Source organism: Gilliamella sp. wkB308 (assembly GCF_001690185.1).
Taxonomy (GTDB): domain Bacteria; phylum Pseudomonadota; class Gammaproteobacteria; order Enterobacterales; family Orbaceae; genus Gilliamella; species Gilliamella apicola_I.
Genome location: NZ_LZGN01000037.1, coordinates 344,580 through 362,640 on the forward strand (window position 1 = coordinate 344,580; position 18,061 = coordinate 362,640).

14 protein-coding genes are annotated in these 18,061 nt (G+C 31.1%); all 14 read right to left on the bottom strand.

The features are described 5' to 3' along the window. Positions 1–376: 376 nt before the first annotated feature. On the bottom strand, positions 377–1,339 hold the full coding sequence (locus A9G10_RS07950; protein ID WP_065559000.1) for a TrbM/KikA/MpfK family conjugal transfer protein: 963 nt from the start codon (positions 1,337–1,339) through the stop codon (positions 377–379). 206 nt (positions 1,340–1,545) lie between these two features. Continuing rightward, the gene (locus tag A9G10_RS07955; RefSeq protein ID WP_065559001.1) at positions 1,546–1,983 is read right to left on the bottom strand and encodes a hypothetical protein; all 438 of its coding nucleotides are present in this window, start codon (positions 1,981–1,983) and stop codon (positions 1,546–1,548) included. Next, positions 1,964–2,977 (bottom strand): P-type DNA transfer ATPase VirB11, encoded by a 1,014-nt coding sequence (gene virB11, locus A9G10_RS07960; protein ID WP_081299148.1) that lies wholly within the window; start codon positions 2,975–2,977, stop codon positions 1,964–1,966. Before virB11 ends, A9G10_RS07955 begins: the two co-directional genes overlap by 20 nt. Further along, a complete protein-coding gene (locus tag A9G10_RS07965; RefSeq protein ID WP_065559002.1) occupies positions 2,974–4,074 on the bottom strand; it encodes a TrbI/VirB10 family protein in 1,101 nt (366 codons plus the stop codon). Before A9G10_RS07965 ends, virB11 begins: the two co-directional genes overlap by 4 nt. 9 nt (positions 4,075–4,083) lie before the next feature. Beyond that, on the bottom strand, positions 4,084–4,956 hold the full coding sequence (virB9, locus tag A9G10_RS07970) for a P-type conjugative transfer protein VirB9 (RefSeq protein WP_065559003.1): 873 nt from the start codon (positions 4,954–4,956) through the stop codon (positions 4,084–4,086). Positions 4,957–4,961: 5 nt separating this feature from the next. Then, positions 4,962–5,660, bottom strand: a complete 699-nt coding sequence (locus A9G10_RS07975; protein ID WP_081299151.1) for a virB8 family protein — start codon at positions 5,658–5,660, stop codon at positions 4,962–4,964. Continuing rightward, positions 5,661–5,846 carry a hypothetical protein gene (locus A9G10_RS07980; RefSeq protein ID WP_065559004.1) on the bottom strand — a complete coding sequence of 62 codons (186 nt, stop codon included), beginning with the start codon at positions 5,844–5,846 and terminating at the stop codon, positions 5,661–5,663. Next, the gene (locus A9G10_RS07985; protein ID WP_065559005.1) at positions 5,843–6,685 is read right to left on the bottom strand and encodes a type IV secretion system protein; all 843 of its coding nucleotides are present in this window, start codon (positions 6,683–6,685) and stop codon (positions 5,843–5,845) included. Before A9G10_RS07985 ends, A9G10_RS07980 begins: the two co-directional genes overlap by 4 nt. 156 nt (positions 6,686–6,841) lie before the next feature. Continuing rightward, positions 6,842–7,594: a type IV secretion system protein gene (locus tag A9G10_RS07990; RefSeq protein ID WP_065559006.1), complete on the bottom strand. Its 753-nt coding sequence runs from the start codon at positions 7,592–7,594 to the stop codon at positions 6,842–6,844. A gap of 14 nt (positions 7,595–7,608) precedes the next feature. Next, positions 7,609–10,425, bottom strand: coding sequence for a VirB3 family type IV secretion system protein (locus A9G10_RS07995; RefSeq protein WP_065559007.1), 2,817 nt, complete (start codon positions 10,423–10,425; stop codon positions 7,609–7,611). Positions 10,426–10,444: 19 nt separating this feature from the next. Then, on the bottom strand, positions 10,445–10,714 hold the full coding sequence (locus tag A9G10_RS08000; protein ID WP_065559008.1) for a TrbC/VirB2 family protein: 270 nt from the start codon (positions 10,712–10,714) through the stop codon (positions 10,445–10,447). Positions 10,715–10,725: 11 nt separating this feature from the next. Beyond that, the gene (locus tag A9G10_RS08005) at positions 10,726–11,355 is read right to left on the bottom strand and encodes a transglycosylase SLT domain-containing protein (protein WP_065559009.1); all 630 of its coding nucleotides are present in this window, start codon (positions 11,353–11,355) and stop codon (positions 10,726–10,728) included. 382 nt (positions 11,356–11,737) lie between these two features. Beyond that, positions 11,738–13,468 (bottom strand): hypothetical protein, encoded by a 1,731-nt coding sequence (locus A9G10_RS08010; protein ID WP_143425984.1) that lies wholly within the window; start codon positions 13,466–13,468, stop codon positions 11,738–11,740. Between the two features lie 1,220 nt (positions 13,469–14,688). Beyond that, complete coding sequence (locus A9G10_RS08015; RefSeq protein ID WP_065559011.1) at positions 14,689–17,823, bottom strand: autotransporter outer membrane beta-barrel domain-containing protein; 3,135 nt, start codon at positions 17,821–17,823, stop codon at positions 14,689–14,691. Between the last annotated feature and the right edge of the window lie 238 nt (positions 17,824–18,061).

An 18,061-nucleotide genomic window follows, 5' to 3' on the forward strand; every position in this document is an offset into this window, starting at 1 on the left:
AATTTCTTTTAGCGATAGGATTCGTAGGAGATTTTAGGATTATGGTTTTAAAATTTATTTTATGTAAAACTTTTCATAATAGCGTTTAAACTACCCATTGCTGGTCATACGTGTTTTTATGCATATAAGAAGCAACTAAAATCAGTTACGATATTGTTTTATACAATAGAAGATATTTTGTGTGTAAAAAAGATTGTTAATTGAATGTTTGATACCATTAATAATAAATTTCACTGTTATTTTAACCAACAAAGTTAATCCTTAGTGATAAGGATTAACTTTTTAGTTTTCGTTAACAGTCATTATCAACTTTTGGTTGTTCAAATTGATAGTTTGCTGTTTATATTTTCATGTCAGAAATCATTTAAAATTTAGCTTAATTTTCATCTTTCCAACATTTTTTGGTAATTGGGTAATGTTTAAAATAACCATAACCAAAATTTATTTTTTCCATATGCCCTTTATTTCCTTGACTTTTCCATGCATCATATTCTTTTTTCGGATTTTTTCCTCTAATTATTATCGCACTGTAACCTCGTCGCCAATCTTTGTTTGAGTAATAGGTTCCATCACAATGATAAGTAGGTAGTTTGATATCAGAATAGGCATGGTTGGCTAATGCTTCACAGTAATCTGGTAATTTTGCAATGGTTCTTATACTATCCCCTTTTTTATCTTGCAAGTTGTTTAATTCGTCAGCTGTACAATCTGTTTTTTGGTTTGGAATAATATCGTTGACTAGGTTATTTAAATTTTGGTCATCATTATCAACCGGACACATTGCTAAAAAAGATTTTCTTGCTGTTAGCGTTTTTGTCCAATTGAAAATCCCTCTGGTAATTACTTTTATTGAAAAGAATTTTTTAAGATAAGATGTACATTCACTCGGCCGTGTTACTGAAGATAAACATAAAATAACACCACAAGCTATTGCTTGGTCATTAGAAAGATCTTTTTGGTTTATATTAAATCGATTTTTTTTGTCATTAGTAAAATGAGTCAGGTTATCTGATATTCCCACGTTTTCGCGATAGTCTATATCGTTTGTGTTAGCAGGACTTGAGCTTGTAACTATTGTTGATTCTTTAGTTTCGGCAAGCCTATCGATTATACTTTTGTCATCTTCTTTTAAAGATGGGTTGTTTTTTTCAATGAGTTGTATTTTCTCTTTTAGATCGCTAGCTTTGAGCTGATCTGTTGGCGATATATGTTCTTTTGACATAATTGTTTTATATTCAAACCGGTATCTATCTAAGTCTTCTTTTTCATCAGCAAAACTGTTTAATGAAAAAAAAGCAGTCAATATGATAATTGTCTTGAAATAGTTCATTTTTTTCATAATATTACCTGCTTTTATAGTAATTGAATGTTATCAATTTTGTTTTTTGATATACATTTGTGTTTCATTGTTTTGTTCATTGAATAACATCTTTTAATACGCTTATTATTCGTTATTTTTAGATGTTATCGCTGGTTTTATTTAGTTTTATTATTTTATTGTTTTCCTATTCCCATGTTATTTTTTAATAACATATGTTTTAAATTTTATTTTGATTTTACAATCTTATCCCCCTGTTTTCCTGAAAATATAAATGTGACAAATTCATTTTTATCAACCATTTCTTCTGTTACAAATTGGCATTTAATCCCTATTTTTCTGAAATAATTTTCATAGAGATAAATATTTTTTTTGTTGCCAATTATTTTTATTGAATCGGCATGAGTTGCTAAAAAAATGACAGTTATTTTGTCTGACTCTTTAATTGGCTCGCCTACTACAGTATAAATCACTGATTTATCTTTAAAGTCCTTTATAATTTGTTCATTAGGTGACAGTCGACTTGTCGGATATCGAAATAGTTGATCTTGATATACAGATTTATAGTTGTCACTATTCAATTTAGGTGGTTTAGGTGGATTTGAACAACCTGTTAGGTATCCTATTAATATAATTAATAACCCTTTAATTAAATAACTTTTCATAATCAACATCCTTAAAATAGACTTCTGTAATTTTTCTTGAACCAGAAAAAGCTGACATTTGAATGACTACATCAATTGATAACCCTATCATTTTAGCAACAGTTTTATCACTTAATCCCACGGCTTTAGGATTTTCCATTACATTAGTCACCATTTTTTGAAAAGTCATTTCAACTGTAGGTGAATGATAAGAACATAGTGTTCCATTGTGGCCACTACCAATTACTTTGATGAGATCTAAGGCGACTTGATCTCGTATTTCAGCCAGTAGAATTCTGGTTGGTTTTAATCGTAAACATGCTTTTAGTAATTTTGATGGCGTTACCGGATCTTCTTCTTTGTATTGGCTATCATAGAAAAGTTGGGCATAGTTACCATGATTAAAAAAGGCTAATTCTTCTGTATCTTCGATAGATATTAACCGTGCATTTAATGGTATAAACTCCATTAAGCTTTTCATGAAGGTCGTTTTTCCCGATCCTGTTTCACCACAAAAAATGATGTTTTTACCCACAGCTACGGCTTTTTTTATAAAATCGACGAAATTTCTGCTAAGATAAAGTTCTTTTAACTCTTCATCATCTCTACTTTTATCACCAAATGCTTTGATATCATTAAATAAACCTTGTTCAACATACTTTTGATACGGGACATTGGTTTTATGATTTTTTCGGATATCTACAATTAAGTTTTTAGATGCGGGTGCATAAACTAATTGTATTCTTTCACCACTGATTAATGTCCCACTTAAAAAGGGGTTAGTTTCACCTAATTTTGTATTATTGTAATTTGCCGCGGTCGTCGCAAAAGATTGTAAAAGTGAACCTGGTTTTTTTATATCGTTTTCAATCGATTCTTTTTTTATCCATTCATCGTCAGTTGTTTCAACCCACAATGCACCATCAGGATTGACACAAATTTCTTTTATTTTCGGATCTGATAGGTATTTTCCAAATAGTACTTCTGTATTTTCCCAAAAAATAGTATTCATCATTTTCTGTACTCTAATTTATAAACATCGCTAAAATCAATATCTTGGTTAGTGTAAATACCAACACTATCACCATGATTACGATATATTGTTGGTGGAATATCAACATTTTTCTCAATTATCGATTTAGCAACATCCGTTCCACCTTGAGTGGTATTATTTAAATCAGTAAAAGTGTGTTCTTTTTGTAATCGTGATGCAGCAGCACTTGACAGATCACTCATCAAAGAAACTAACACAGCATTACCAAAACGAGTCCAAAAATGATTATCAACCCAACCACTAATACCTTGACCACCTAATACATCACTCGCCCCTGAATCAATTCTTATTATTAAATTATTGGGTGTTCTGATCTCTTCCCATAAAACAAACACTCTATCGTCACCTTGATTAACACTGGCTCGTCTGAAGGCTCCATTAACTATTGAACCTTTTTCTATGAGTAAAGTCGTACCATTTGCCGAATAAACATCATCACTGATAATGCATCCAACATCACCACTAATTTGGCTAATCAATGCTGTTCTTAATGAGCATTTAATAAATGTTCCCCTGTAAATTGATAAATTAGGGTTAAGTTTTAATACTTCCGCCTTAACAATCTTGGTACCTTGTTTGTTTTTTTCATTATCGACAGAACTTTGTTGTTGAGGTGTTGGTTGAACTATTGGTTGGGTTTCTTGTTGTTTTGCATCTTTATCATCACCTTTAGCTAATCCGAAACGCCCTTTTATAATTATGGGTTTTGACTCTATTTCAACTTCATTTGGGATTGGATTTTCTGGATCAACACCATTTTCTGGATCATTCGGGGGTAAAAGATTATCAGGATTTCTAGTATTTCTTGTAATATTAAATGATCTATTATCAACAGTAACAATTTCGGGTTCTCCTTCATGTCTATCTGCTGTTAATGATGTTTTGAGCGATAAGATTCCCTTTGCTAACATAAATAACACAATAGCGATAACAATCATCAACATGAAAATTGTTTTAAATGATATTCCTTTTGATTTTTTCTCATTTTTCAATTCATCAGCGATATTCGATTTCAAATTTTCTTCATTTGACTCCATATTATTTTGATTGACACTCATTTTCTATCCTTACTGGTTGATCACTCTGATTACATTATCGCTTATTGTTGTTTTATATTCAGGTTTATAGGTTCCGTAAGACTGATTAAAAATCCCAACAACCTTGTTACCATTTCTTAAAATTAATTTTTCTGCCACTTTATGAACCACTAACGTTCGGTAATTATTTAATACATCGGCTCGCATATTGTAGGTGAGCATTTCTTCTGATCTATTTTTATTCACTAAAAATACGCTTGGGATCTCTTTTTCATTGGAAAACCCTAAAAAGGTTAGTATGCCATCATCATAAACAAAATCCGGTACAATACTTTCACTTCCTTTATTAACAGATTTGTAATAATTCCAGTTCACAGGTGTACTTAACTTGCCTAATGATTTTGTTATAAGTTGTTTGTTTTTCTCTTCTTGATATATTTTTGCTTTTCTTATATTTTCATTTTTTATGGCTAAGGCTCTATCCTTCGGATAATTAAAGCGTACAATAAAAGAGTTATTATCTTGTTTTTCATCTATCATTAATTGGAATGAGTATTCCCTTTTATCGGTAATCACAATTAAATTGGTATTCCAATCTGGTGATGATGGTTTATAAAATGTCCCTTCCCCATTGTCGATAGGTTTGGGCATTATGATTAAATAATTATTTTGTATTTTATGTTGCCAACCCTCTTCAAAACCTGTAGTTACATATTGTATGTTTTCATTATCTGAAAATTTTATGGTTGTGGTGTAACCGTCTACTGCAATGATTTTAGTTACATCATCATTATTATAGTCAAGCTCTCGAACACGATAATCAAAATTAGATTTTGGGGGATCGGTTTCGGAATATGCATTAAACGTGATTAATACTATTAAAAATGTAATCAGCTTTTTCATTAAAATTACCTATTTTCTGTATCGACGGTGTAAGATAATATTTGAAATCCTAACGGATTGGATGTTCTATGATTTAACGCTAGTGATAAATTTGGTTTATAGTCATATGCTATGGTAGCAAAGATTCTTTTGCTCACTCTTTCATTGTTAGCTAAGTTTACCCTTGTCAATTCTGCCCGTGCAATTGCAGTCTTCGTGTTAGTCTCTCCTTCACTTACTCCCAAATTTATAGACAAAATTTTTACTTCAATAGCATAACCATCCCCATACAATTTATACGGCGCATTATCTGCATTAAATAAGCCGATATACTGCCGATTAACATTTGCTGATCCATATAATTGCACTCTTTCATAATCTTGTTGAAGAGTTTCATAAACATATTTTTCACGTAATTCAATATAATGAGCTATCCAAAATCGATCGAGTGCTTCATCAGGGGTAAAGGATTGATCCGTTAAGGATGGAATAATATCAGTATAGCCTGTATTGCTATCGACTCGAATAACATAGGGTTGAGTCTCTTTCAATGGTAATAAAAATGCAAATGACCCCGTTAACACTAGCGAATATAAGATAAAAATACTTGCTACTATCCATGCTAATTTTTTGGATTTTTCCTGATTCTGGATAATATTTTTTTCGAAAGTTAGACTTTCTTTTGTAAGTTCATCTATAACTTGTATCCTTTTTTTGTCTGACATTTACTGCGCCTTTATATTTTCTATTAGTTGATAAGTAATAATGTCACTATTCACCGCTTGTAATTGGTTATTTTCAAGAGGAACAGTATTTTTTCTTTTAACACAGCCTACTACTAACGTTAACAACAATAGAGAAATTATAATTATTTTCATTTTTTTACCATGTTTAATTATTTTTTGAATCATAATGCGGCTACCTTGGCTGCAGTGTTAGCTGTGTTAACAACTCCATTCCATGCATTCAGAATTGAACCGCATGTAAACCCAGTTAATGCTTGAGCTAACTTTTTTACTTCTGACATAACATAATAAAAGAAAATGGCAAAGAATAAACATGCAGCACACATTACTCTGTATGATAGGGGAAACCTACCTATGGCATCACAAAGTGTTTTTAAAAATCCTGACATTAATGACATCATCAATCCAGATAATACCATTGTAATTATAGCCCCGACTACTGCAGTCAGCCATCCTTCAAACACTTTTTTGGTATTTTCAAATGATAACGACAAAATTGCCAGTGGAGTAAAGAGCAAAGCAAACGCCAAAATAATTTCAGATGTTAATAATGCAAAAAGACAACTTCCAGACATAATAAAGAAACATGCCCATAAAGATAATGCAACAAAGGGACGATCAAATATAAATGCTTTTTTAATGATCGGTTCAATAGTTCTGTTAAACTTATCTGTTTGACTATCTAGTTGTGCTATTGCTCCTCCCTTTTCAACTAATGCACCTTTAACTTCTTTTACTATATCTATAACTGTTTTTATCCACCCATCAGCATCAAAAGCAATACTCGTTACAATAGAGATTATTAATATTTTATGAATGTGTTCTCCAAGCCTGAAAGGCCTACTCCCCAGCGCAATTTCAATACTTTTATAGGTTACCCATAACAACATGATACTTCCGAATATTTCACTGATTGCACTCACAAAATCCGTAATTTTGGGGGCGGTAACTGCTGCGAGCGACTTATCAACAAACTTCTGAAGTGTAGTAAATACTCCTGCCATTTTAAATTTTCTCCAACCCTATAAGACTATTTTATAATGTAATATTAGCCTATTAGGCATTCCCCAAAAATCTTAAAATATTATCAATATATGTATTGTTAACAATGCAAATAAGCTAAATAATTGAAGAAGACCTAATTATTTTTTTAAACCTTTTTAAAAACCATCAAAACTAACAGTATTACGATTGTTTCTATCTAACTCATCCTGAAAGAACTGAAATGTTGGTGTTGTCGGTCGTAATTCTATTTCATCGATAATTTGCTCTCTTTGCTTATTTATCAATTCTTGATTAGATTCATATTGTTTTTGTGTAAGTGATAGTTTTCGTTCCAATAATGCTAATTGATTGTTAAATACTGTGATTTCATTATTGATATCTGTACTGTTTTTAATATCATCAGATTTTGCGACTTCATCGGCTAGTTTTCCTATTTTTTCTGAAATGACATTTATTTGTTCATTGACTTTTTCCATTGCAATATAGTTAGCCGCTAAGTTCAAATTTTCCGATTTACAAAGATTAATCAGCTCTTTAATATTATTTACACATCGACCATTAATATCTAATTTTGCTGCTAATGCATTAGATTCTTGTGAAAAGTTTCCGCTAATTATTGCATTATAGTCAGGCATAATTTTATCAATGGCATTAATATCCTTAAGTAAGCTTTTAACATTAAAATTTCGAACTTGATCTTTAATACCTCTTAAAGTACCCAGTTGTTCCTGACCTAAAGTAAGATTACTATTATGAAAGCTGTTTGTTGATTGCCATTGTTGTAGTTTTTCTTGCCACTCATTGAGTGCTCTTATACTGGCTGCGCCATCAAATACAGGAACACCTGCAGATAATGCGTTATAAGATATAAAGCATAAACTTAACATTAATAATTTTGTTTTTTTCATTGTTTTCTCTCCCTTTATTGATTTATATTTTCAGCTTGTAATAAATGACCTAATTTTTTAATCCAAATTTGAGGGTCATCTGTTTCTGCTATTAGTTTATCGGCGACTGCTCGTTCTGATGAACCAATGCTCAATATACGTAAATTCTCACCTAGACAACCTAAATTTAATCGACAAACGATACTTTCAGGTTTTCCGGTATCGACACTGGTTTTTTTCACTAAAAATTCTCTATCTGCTTTTTTCAAAGTCTTTAGCAATTGAAACTCTTTTTCAGTAAATTTTAGACGTTCAATAAAATAATCTTCCCGATATACTTTTTCTGGCATAACTATTTTAGTTTCTGTCTGTGTTAGTAGTACCTTGTATGTTTTGGTATGTTCGATCGAAGTCAGATCTTGCGTTGCACCGCCAATAAATCCTTGTAGTTTACGGATAACCCTAAACAGATCGTCGATCATGTTGTCAACCGTAGGACATTCTGCATATTTTTGTATTTCGTCGATAAAAACACCAATCCGTTGACCATTCAATAACAATTTTATTTTGTGGAGAATGTAAAACATTAACGGATCTAAAATTTCCTTATCATCTAAAAACTCTGTGCCATCAATGCCAAAAGTATTGTATTTTTCGATATCAAGATCATCTATTTCATTATCAAATACCCAACCTAAAAAACCATTTCGGCTCCATTTTTGCAGTCTTTCATGAATTGATTTTTCTCGTTTATCCTCTGCCTGTTCTATGTCCAATGTTTGAAGTAATAATGAAATACCAAAACTTCTTTTGCTTCTTTCTCGAGACATGACTTGATTAACGGCTCTATATATCTCTTTATCTTGTAATACAGATACAGGACCACCGTCTAATGAGCAAAGTAGTTTAATAAATGAAACTAAAAAATTAATGTTTTCTTGCGTACTTTCAAGCGCAAAAGGATTTAAATTGGTATTGAAACCTTTTCTGAGACTAATGTATTTTCCGCCTAAGGCTAATATATGCATCTGAACAGCCCTATCTTTATCAAAATAGATAAATCTAAATTTTTTGGTTTGTTCTAATACATTGGTTTTAAACGATGTTGGACTATTAAATTTTAAACTTTGTTCCAATATCCAGGATGCAAGAACCGTTTTACCGGCGCCTGTTCCACCAATGATCATGAAATTTCCGACTAGATCTTTACCTAAATCATTAGTAAATGCGTTTTCTTCATGAATATTGAAATAATAGGGTTGCCCGCCTCTAGTTTGTAATACCGTTAACGCATCTCCCCAACAATTGCCGATTCGTTTGCCAGCTAAAAAATTGTGTAATCCTGTTGTTCCTGCAAAATTTTTACTGGTGATTTCAACGACGCGTGTTCGATATTTAAAATTTGAAGGCAACTGCGCAAAGAAATTAGGTTTTAATGATATTGTGCTATCTTGTGCAATAAACCCTTTATTATTTAGCGATTGTATAATTTCTTTTGATTGGTTTTGGACTTGCTCAAACGTATCGGCACGAATAAATACGTTAAAATGGTATTCTCCAATTGAAATATTGCCACTTGCTAAATCATCAATAAATAAATTAAGAGTCATAACTTGAGACACACCATCATCGTTTGATGATTCAAATTGATTTTTCTTCCTTTTTATTAAATCCACTCCTTTTTTGGCTGATAAAATAGAAAAGGATTGCGTTATACAAATATCTATCGGTAAAGCGAGAAGAAAATCAAAGATACCTTGATTGGTTTCGTTGGAATAAGTTTTTATTTCAACACATTTTATGTATTTAGTTTGATTATTTGACTTTGCGATAACTGTCTGTTCACCAAAATAATAATCAGACGAGGCTAATAGGTTGGATAACCTTGTCGGTTCGATTATTATCGGTCGATCAATACCGCTTAATATTAAGTTATATAATTCAATCAACTCTGAATAAACATAGTCATTTTTGCTATATAACCCTAATCGCCTTGAGCCAAATTCAGATAATCCTTTATCAAATCTGAAGCAAAGATCTTTCATTTGCAATAAGTTATTATCAATGAAATCTTGTTTTTCTTTGACATTAATCGATTTTTTCCCTATCAATTTTGTAATTATACTGGTAATGAAGCTATCTGCTTTATCTTGTAAATCCGCGCCTTTCATCACCAAAGAAACATAAATAAAAGTCTCTTTATTTTGCTGACTTTTTAGGTAATCGAGATATCGATTATTATTTTCTTCAGCAAACCAAAACCCTGTAAAATCACCGCCTATTTTGATATCTGTATTTTTTTTGATGACATTTACATATATTGCTATATTTTCATTTGAAAATGAGCGAATAAAATTATCAAGTTCATTTTTTCTGATATCAAGTTCATCATCGCCTTTTGTTTCAAAGGAAATACCTTTTACTTCCCATGTCGCCACTAAATCACCATTTTTGTTAATAATAATGTGATTATCGATATGACTTGAGTAAGGTATGTTTTTTTCGATAGTTGAAAAATGTTTTAAATTAATATTATTATCCACTTTTATTGCCCGATAAGACGATGATGTTACATAATCTATATTATTGCCATATAGCTTTTTACTTTGTGACAAACTGGTCGTTCCGCTTGAAACCAATAATTTCTTTCCCAATATAGAAAAAAACATTTCATCCTTTTTATTTAAAGCAACACAGGTAATAAAAAGGAAAATACCTAAACCGACAAAAAAGTATGAAATAAACATACATAGCATTACAGTTATCCAAGCGATAAATATGATTAACTGTAACGGTAATCCCAACACTAGTGCGGGTCTGGTTAATGCCTTGTATAAAATATCTTTTTCCATTTATATGACACTTTTATTTTTAAAAGAAAATACCAATTAATTCTGCCGCTCCTCCTGCAAATGCAACCCCAATAACCCATTTAGAGCACTCTTCCCATGTTTTTGTGCCCCGCCAAACTATAACACCAACAAGTAGACCAGTTATAAGAAATACAACCCCAACAATGGCATGTATCGAAGTTTGCAAATCTTTCATACCACCGGTGGTTTTGGATAGTCCTGCTGCAAAACTTGGGTTAGTAATCAAAATCCCGATTGACAACCAAAATAACTTTTTAATTAATTTCATTTTTATCTCCATTAGTTCATATTTATCGTTTTTTTCAAAAACGATTCTTTTTTCTTGTGATTAGAAAAATTTTTTACTTGATTAGTATTTTTAACATTTGATGATCTGGCAATTTGTGTTGATGGTTGATTGTGATGATAATTTTCAACTTGATTTTTGAGTTGATAAAATTGGTCATAATCAAAATTGATGACAACATTTTCTTGCTTATTAGCGTAAGATGTTAAAAATCGTTCAACATAACTATTATTAAAATCACGTTTAAAACCAGTTTTATCATTGCCACTGTAATAACAGCTCAATGCTTTCCCTATATCTTGATAATTTGAGTAACAATCTTTCAATATGACACTTGATAATTTGATGTTGTTACAAGGCTCTACCGCGTCAAGAACAGGAATATTAAATCGATGAAGATTTTTGATGTTGATTTGAGCAAGACCTACCGAATAATTTTTGTTTCTTTTTTCTAAATCATTAATAGTGTGCCAAAAATCATTTAAAGAAGTAGGTTGAGGAACAGAAGCGCCCACAACACCTATAGCATAAGGGTTATAACCGCTTTCTAATTGAATTAATGGTTCTAATAAATCAGAACTTACATTTAAAGCACAAGCTGTTAAAAGCGTAACTAACTCCACTTCCTCATTTCCTTCTATTCCTAATATAATGATATACGATTACAAATTATTGTAATTTTTTTATTATTTTATTTTTTGTTTATAGTTATATGATTTTTATTAATTTATTTTTAAAATCGCACAAATCGCTAATTGAAACGAATTTGTAAAGATGGGTCGTACTATAATAGCTATTTTCAATATTTTCAGTTCTAATTTAGTAAATTTTGTAATTATAATTGTTGTTTGTTAATTATTATCTTTACGAAATATAACGATTTTTTTTTGAAAAAGATAACCAAAAACGAGGCAGAATAAGCTTTTCTCTATAGTTATTAAAACGTAAAAATTTTTTAGTACGTACGTTACCCTTATGTTTTTTTGAAATCGTTATCATAAATTGTTAATCTTTAATCACTTCATGATTTATAATCGTTGGTTGAGCGGTAGGATTACTTTCGATGTCAATCATTATTTCATCAGATAGGTTTTTATCTTTTTTAAGTTTGGATGCTAAAAAATCTTCTAATCCTGTAGTTTGATTAAGTAATTCTTTATCGACAGTGGTCTCATTTTTTTTCTGTTTTTTGACTGGTTGTTTTTCAACCTTATTTTTTGGTGTTGTTTGTTTGTAGGTAAGTTCCAATCTAGGTGCTATCTGTAATACTTTATCTAATTTAGATACGATTATTGGGCTACTGTAAGCTAACTTAGGCAAGCCTTCTAATCCGATAATCAAGCCACAGCGTTTTGGTAAATTCTGTATAACACTCGTTTCAATATAATTGGCTTTTTGTTTAAAGATGGTTGTTTCTTTGCTTGCCATTTCTACGTTTGCATCATTTAAGCTTAAAGTTCTTCTTTCTACATCTTTTAGCGTTTCTGAAGTTAAATTACTTGCCCATTCCGCACTATCTTTTATATCAAGTTTATATATCCATCTTAGTCCAACATTGTCGAGCATGATATTTTTGGTCGATGCAGGATCAAGATCTTGGCTTGCCCCAACTAAATCACCTAACGATTGGTGAGTATAGATAATATTTGCTTTTTTATCTCGTATTGTTCCCATCATTTCTAACGTGTTTTTAGATAAAATATATCGAACTTCATCAAGCATAATATTAATGTGTGTTAAATCTTGTTTTCTGTCCCTTTTTTCGATGATCTGCGTTATTCTCAATAGCAACATTTTTTGTAACATAACAACATTTTCATCTCTTAACGATCCTGTTATATATAACATGCCGGGTTTATTGCCAGATATAATGTCTTTTAAGTTAATTCCTTTATCAGTTTGAATACACTTTAATTCAGATAATTCTTCAAGCTGACCGAAAAAACTTGAACCTTGCTGTTTTAGTTCATTAGGTAGTTTATTCCATTTTTCCATAATCGTGTTGATGTTGATATTATCTGGTTCATCCTCAAACTGATTAGCCAATTCACGACATACTTTTCTATCACCAATTTTATAAAAGTCAGCATTTGTTCCTGTTCTGCCAAGTCCGAAACCGGCTACAAATAATTCATTAAGTTCTGTAACAGTAATATCTTGGAATATATTAAATTGAGGCTCTGCATCTCGATTAAGATCTATATAAAAGAACTGATCTTTCTTTGATTTATTTTTGAAAACACTATAAGCCCATTCGTCGTTTTTAGGATCGAACCATACGTTGAAATCATTATAGTTTTCATAACATTGGATAAATACAGATGTTGCTAATACACCTTTACCACTTCCCATTTTTCCGATTATTTGTACGTTAGTTTCATTCCATACACTTTTTTTATAAAATATGGGAGTCGATTCATCATCAATACCAAGAAATAACGAATCTTTTTGTTTCGCTTCTTGATAATAATCTGATGGATCGTAAATATCGACTTCATTAAATTTTAAATCTTTAACATCTAATAAACTACCGCTTCTTAAATCAGATTTTTTAATATTTGAAATCATTGATTCATTAACTTTCTTATCTAATTCTGAAAAAAACTGTTTTGTATATTTATGATAGATAATCAGATAACAAGTTACCGCTACGACAAATGCAACAAATATCCATGCAATGCCATAAATATTATATTCACTAAAAAGATAGTATTTATAGTACTTTAAATTAATCATTTTACCTAAACCCAAAAAATAAAAAACAATATTTATTAATAAGTTAGATAGAATGATAAAACAAAAAATAATTGATATATAGTTTAAAACAACGCCAAATAGCCTGATGAAAAAGATATTGCTGACAGGGTTATCATAATTGATATATTTGAACGCAAACTTTTTTCTTTTTTTTCCATCGACTGAAAGTTCAAACCTCCCTTCATCTCTTGTCGTTGAAATCATGCCTAATTGATATATATTTTGTGTGATTTTTAATGAAAAAAATATGAATGAAAATAGAAAGAACCAGATTAAAAATAGCATTTCTGCACTATGATAAAAGAAATTCGTTGAAAAAAAGTTCAGAAAATTGGCTAGTTTTATACTGTAAAAAGATTTCATACTTTTACCCATTAAAGATTTAAAACAACTTCAATACTGCTGTTTAGCGATTTTGTTAGAACGGTTATAAACAATTATTCATTTCACTTTCAATTTGTTATTTCTTTGATAATTATTACCAAATTGGTTAGCTCATCTATTAAGCTAAGCAGGTTATTTTTTCGAAAAATAGGATAGGCATCAAGCTGTTTTTAGATAAGATTTGTGATGAAGTGAGTGATAAAGTAAATTTTAACGCATTGAAATTTACTTATATTAACTATTTGTTTTTCATACAATAGAGTTAATTTCCTATTGCCATTGATAAAATTACGATATGATTATTTTGCTAGATTATTAACGTTTTTCAATGCTTCCTCAATAAAATGTTGTGCAAGATTAGCGTATTAATGTTTGATGATTTCATCATTTAATCATAATTCATTAGCTTGTTGTTCTCGTTTTTCAAGCATACACTCAAAACGTCCACTTGCGTAAATATCAGATGTCTTCTTTTTAAATTACTGGCTTGTTTGACCTATTTAAATCGATATGCCAAGAGTTTAATGATAGTGTTATCAATATTATTGATTTCGTTTCGAACATCAAGAATTTCTTTATAATTATTGGATTGGTGATAAAGGCGACATTCAATTGTCATGAATAAGATCCTAAGGTTAATATTACTTTCACTGCACAAAAAACAATAACTTTGCAGTTGTAATTAAAAAAATGATTTGTTCAACTGATTGATCGTTAAATTTCAATTAGGGGGTATTTAGTTACAGTATATATAAAAAAAAGCTTATCCAATAAGAATAAGCTTATAAAGTTAGTTTGTTAGGATTTAATTGTTATTAAAAGTTGTATCGGTAACCTAGGTTGATCTGCTTTTTGTTAAACTTATTCCCTTTAGCGAAATCAACTTCACTGTAGATATGATGATTATTTTGTATGGTTGTGTTTATACCAAGTGCATTTTCAAACCAATGTCCACGATATTGATTAGATTCCTTGATATGATTTAATCGGTAAGAAGTATCACCATCAAACTCTTTAACATACCCTGTTTTTAAGTAAATATTGGTTTGATTTTTGATATTCGGTATCGCATATCCCATTATGACGCTTGTACGTCCTATCAATGAGTTATAGCGATCATATTTAACTTTGAGTGCATTGCTCGCTTTTGTTGAATCAGCACCATTACGAGTATAAACAACTTGTAACTGAGGTTCTGCATATATCCCTTGTTTTTCATCAGAAAGGTAAAAACGTTTCCCTGCTTCTAACGATAAACTTAGTGCGTGGGTATTCCCTTTACCCGAAATATTTTTACCTTGGCTATCTCTAACATCAAATTGATTTTTTAATTTGGATAATTTGAAAATGCCGTCTAAGTAAAAATCGTTATTGGTGATATAAGTAGAATAGAGACCAACATTATAGTTTTTTCCTGAACCACTTCCTTGTTTAAAATCTTGATCTACATTATAGTAGCCAATCATTCCACCTAAATAGAATCGACCCTTTTCAGATTCATAAACCAGTTTATCAATACCACTTTGTAGCCCCCGATAATTCATTTTATAATCATTGTAATCAACTGATGCAAATGAGTTTAATTGACCAACTACGCCTCTCATCCAAAAATCGCCTTGATGATCCGATATATTCCGTAAATCTCCTATTCGTTGTAATAAAGTTTGGATATCAATATAAACAAGCATATAGTTAGTATTTGCAAAGCTTAGCGTTGCTTGAGCCGTTGAAGTTTTTGATGGTTTTGAAGGTTTCTGTTTTGAACCTGTACTATATAACTCCCAACCACCAAGATCGTCTGAATCAGGATCAGTAATTTGTCTGATATCATATTCATAACCACCTAATTCAACTTTATTGATTAATTTGAAATCGGCATGATTTCCATTAGTTTCAATGATGTCAATTTTTTCTGTTCCTGTCGTGCTTTGCGATCCATCATTTTTTACAATGACATAATGTTGCCCATTCGTCCCATCTTTATCGGTTATTATTAATTTATCTGTTTTTTGGTTAACAATATCCGTTTGGAAATAAAAGCGACTATTATTACCCGTTAATTTATTTGTCTCTAATACAGTATAATTTGAAGGCTGGTTAGCATTTTCAAGTAATTTACCTTGCTCATCTTTCCAATTGTCGTAGCGATTAAGGTAAATTTCACTATCTTGGACATTTAAATTAGTCACATTTGAATCACGTTGAATGTACCATGTAGATTGATTATTCAAGCTTATGTTAGATTGACTTGCTTGATTGTCTTTGTCTAAGGTTTTATCCGTAAAGATACTCCCTTTTAAGATCGATGCATTTGATGTTAAATTGAAACTACTTGAAACCTTATCAACCACTTTAGCCGTTCCACCGCCATAAGTAACATTTAATAGATCGGTATTTTCAGCAGCTGTTGCCGAACTATTTTTTAATACCAGCACACCATTTTTTACTGAATCAGCCACAGTCATAGCTAAATTATTATCGTTGATATGCGATAACATACCGACATCAAGGCTGTGATCTCCAACCTGAATTAAATTACCGCTAGCATAGGTATTATTTCCATTTTTGTCACAACCACCAAGTTTACAGATAAAACTGTTATTATCACTGGTGTTAATCAATTCGAACTTGCCTGATTTTCCATCACTGGTAATGTCTACATTTTCGAGCATCATATTTTGAGCAAGATCTTTTGCCGAAGAACCATCTTCATTCAGACTGTAACCATTGCCAAAATTAAAACGTATTGCTGTGGTCGCTGAATGAATCGTACTACGACCTTGTCCATCCAACCCATGCATTTTTATGCTTGCTCCATCACCAATTAAGCGAAGACCATATGAGTTCTCCGCATCCGTTGTTATATGAGTTTCTCCATAAGTTTCAATGCTTGAAGACGCGAGTTCCGATCCTATTTCACCGCCATGCTTAAAGATTTTTCCATCCTTATGCATTGTTCCTAAACGACCAGCGTTAATACCATCAGAAATGCTTCCTGTAGTATGAATTTGCGTGACAAAATTACTGTGTTTGTCGTTATTTAAAATAACAGATGAACCACCCGTTGCTCGAATACCCCGTGAATCCGTGCCGTTAGTCTGTATAATTAAAGATCCTTTATCATAACCTTTGGCTATAACCTGTGACTGTTCCAATGTTCGAATCGCTGAACCGGCACGACTAGCAAGGCTACCAATTTCACCTCCAGCAAATGTGACGGTTGACCCTTTATTTTTAGTATAAATCCCCATGACATAATCTTGAGAAGAATCAGTATTAATTTTAACAAGATCAAGATCTATCGTTCCTTTGCCTTCTGCCCATATGCCGGCACTTGATGCACCTGTGTTAGAAATTGTCGCAATTGACAATCCATGATTACCTTGAATTTTTATACTACCGTTGTTAACACCAATTGTTCCATAAGGTGTTGTGGCATTTTCAACGGATAAATCTAATTTATCAGCAAAAATAGTTAATTGACCGCCAGAGCCTGCCCATAATGCATTGTTTGCATTCCAATCGTTGGTATATTTATCCTTTGATTTGATTGTCACGTTATTTGCTTTAACGGTTGCTGTGGCACCTTTTTCAACAGAAATACCTCGACCTCTTTGATTTTTATTGTCGCCAATATCGATTGTTATATCTTTTGTTGTATCGGAAGTGTTCAATAAATAATTTGCTTTGCTACCAGTTACATTAATTCCGTTACTATTTGACTCAATCCCAGGATTATTGATAATTAAGCTACTAGCGGTATCATGGCTAACTGTCGCCCCTGCGTTAACATTAATATTAGTAAGATTATTCTCATTCGTTTCGCAAGAGTTAGTGGCATTAATTTGACCATTTGCGATACTACATGGTAAAGCATTAACATAAGTCGCGCTGGAAAGCGTTATTAATGCTATAGTTTGATAAACAACAGAAAACTTATGATTTTTCATATAAATTAATAGCCTATAAAATATTTAACCTAAAATTAAATCAAAAAAAACATGATGTAATTTTCATTACATCATGTCGTTCTATTTTTTATTTTCATAAAAACAGAATGTCAGTTTTAAAACTTATTGATCTATTCATCGTTTAAAATAGATGTTTTGTCAGGGAGATTCACAAAACCAACCTTACATAATTATTATAAATTAAATATTATTTACTTACTATATACATTTCTTTACT

Coding starts and splice junctions, on each gene's coding strand:
- A9G10_RS07950 (WP_065559000.1), bottom strand. CDS start 1,339: ATGAAAAAAATGAACTATTTCAAGACAATTATCATATTGACTGCTTTT.
- A9G10_RS07955 (WP_065559001.1), bottom strand. CDS start 1,983: ATGAAAAGTTATTTAATTAAAGGGTTATTAATTATATTAATAGGATAC.
- virB11 (WP_081299148.1), bottom strand. CDS start 2,977: ATGATGAATACTATTTTTTGGGAAAATACAGAAGTACTATTTGGAAAA.
- A9G10_RS07965 (WP_065559002.1), bottom strand. CDS start 4,074: ATGAGTGTCAATCAAAATAATATGGAGTCAAATGAAGAAAATTTGAAA.
- virB9 (WP_065559003.1), bottom strand. CDS start 4,956: ATGAAAAAGCTGATTACATTTTTAATAGTATTAATCACGTTTAATGCA.
- A9G10_RS07975 (WP_081299151.1), bottom strand. CDS start 5,660: ATGTCAGACAAAAAAAGGATACAAGTTATAGATGAACTTACAAAAGAA.
- A9G10_RS07980 (WP_065559004.1), bottom strand. CDS start 5,846: ATGATTCAAAAAATAATTAAACATGGTAAAAAAATGAAAATAATTATA.
- A9G10_RS07985 (WP_065559005.1), bottom strand. CDS start 6,685: ATGGCAGGAGTATTTACTACACTTCAGAAGTTTGTTGATAAGTCGCTC.
- A9G10_RS07990 (WP_065559006.1), bottom strand. CDS start 7,594: ATGAAAAAAACAAAATTATTAATGTTAAGTTTATGCTTTATATCTTAT.
- A9G10_RS07995 (WP_065559007.1), bottom strand. CDS start 10,425: ATGGAAAAAGATATTTTATACAAGGCATTAACCAGACCCGCACTAGTG.
- A9G10_RS08000 (WP_065559008.1), bottom strand. CDS start 10,714: ATGAAATTAATTAAAAAGTTATTTTGGTTGTCAATCGGGATTTTGATT.
- A9G10_RS08010 (WP_143425984.1), bottom strand. CDS start 13,468: ATGATTAATTTAAAGTACTATAAATACTATCTTTTTAGTGAATATAAT.
- A9G10_RS08015 (WP_065559011.1), bottom strand. CDS start 17,823: ATGAAAAATCATAAGTTTTCTGTTGTTTATCAAACTATAGCATTAATA.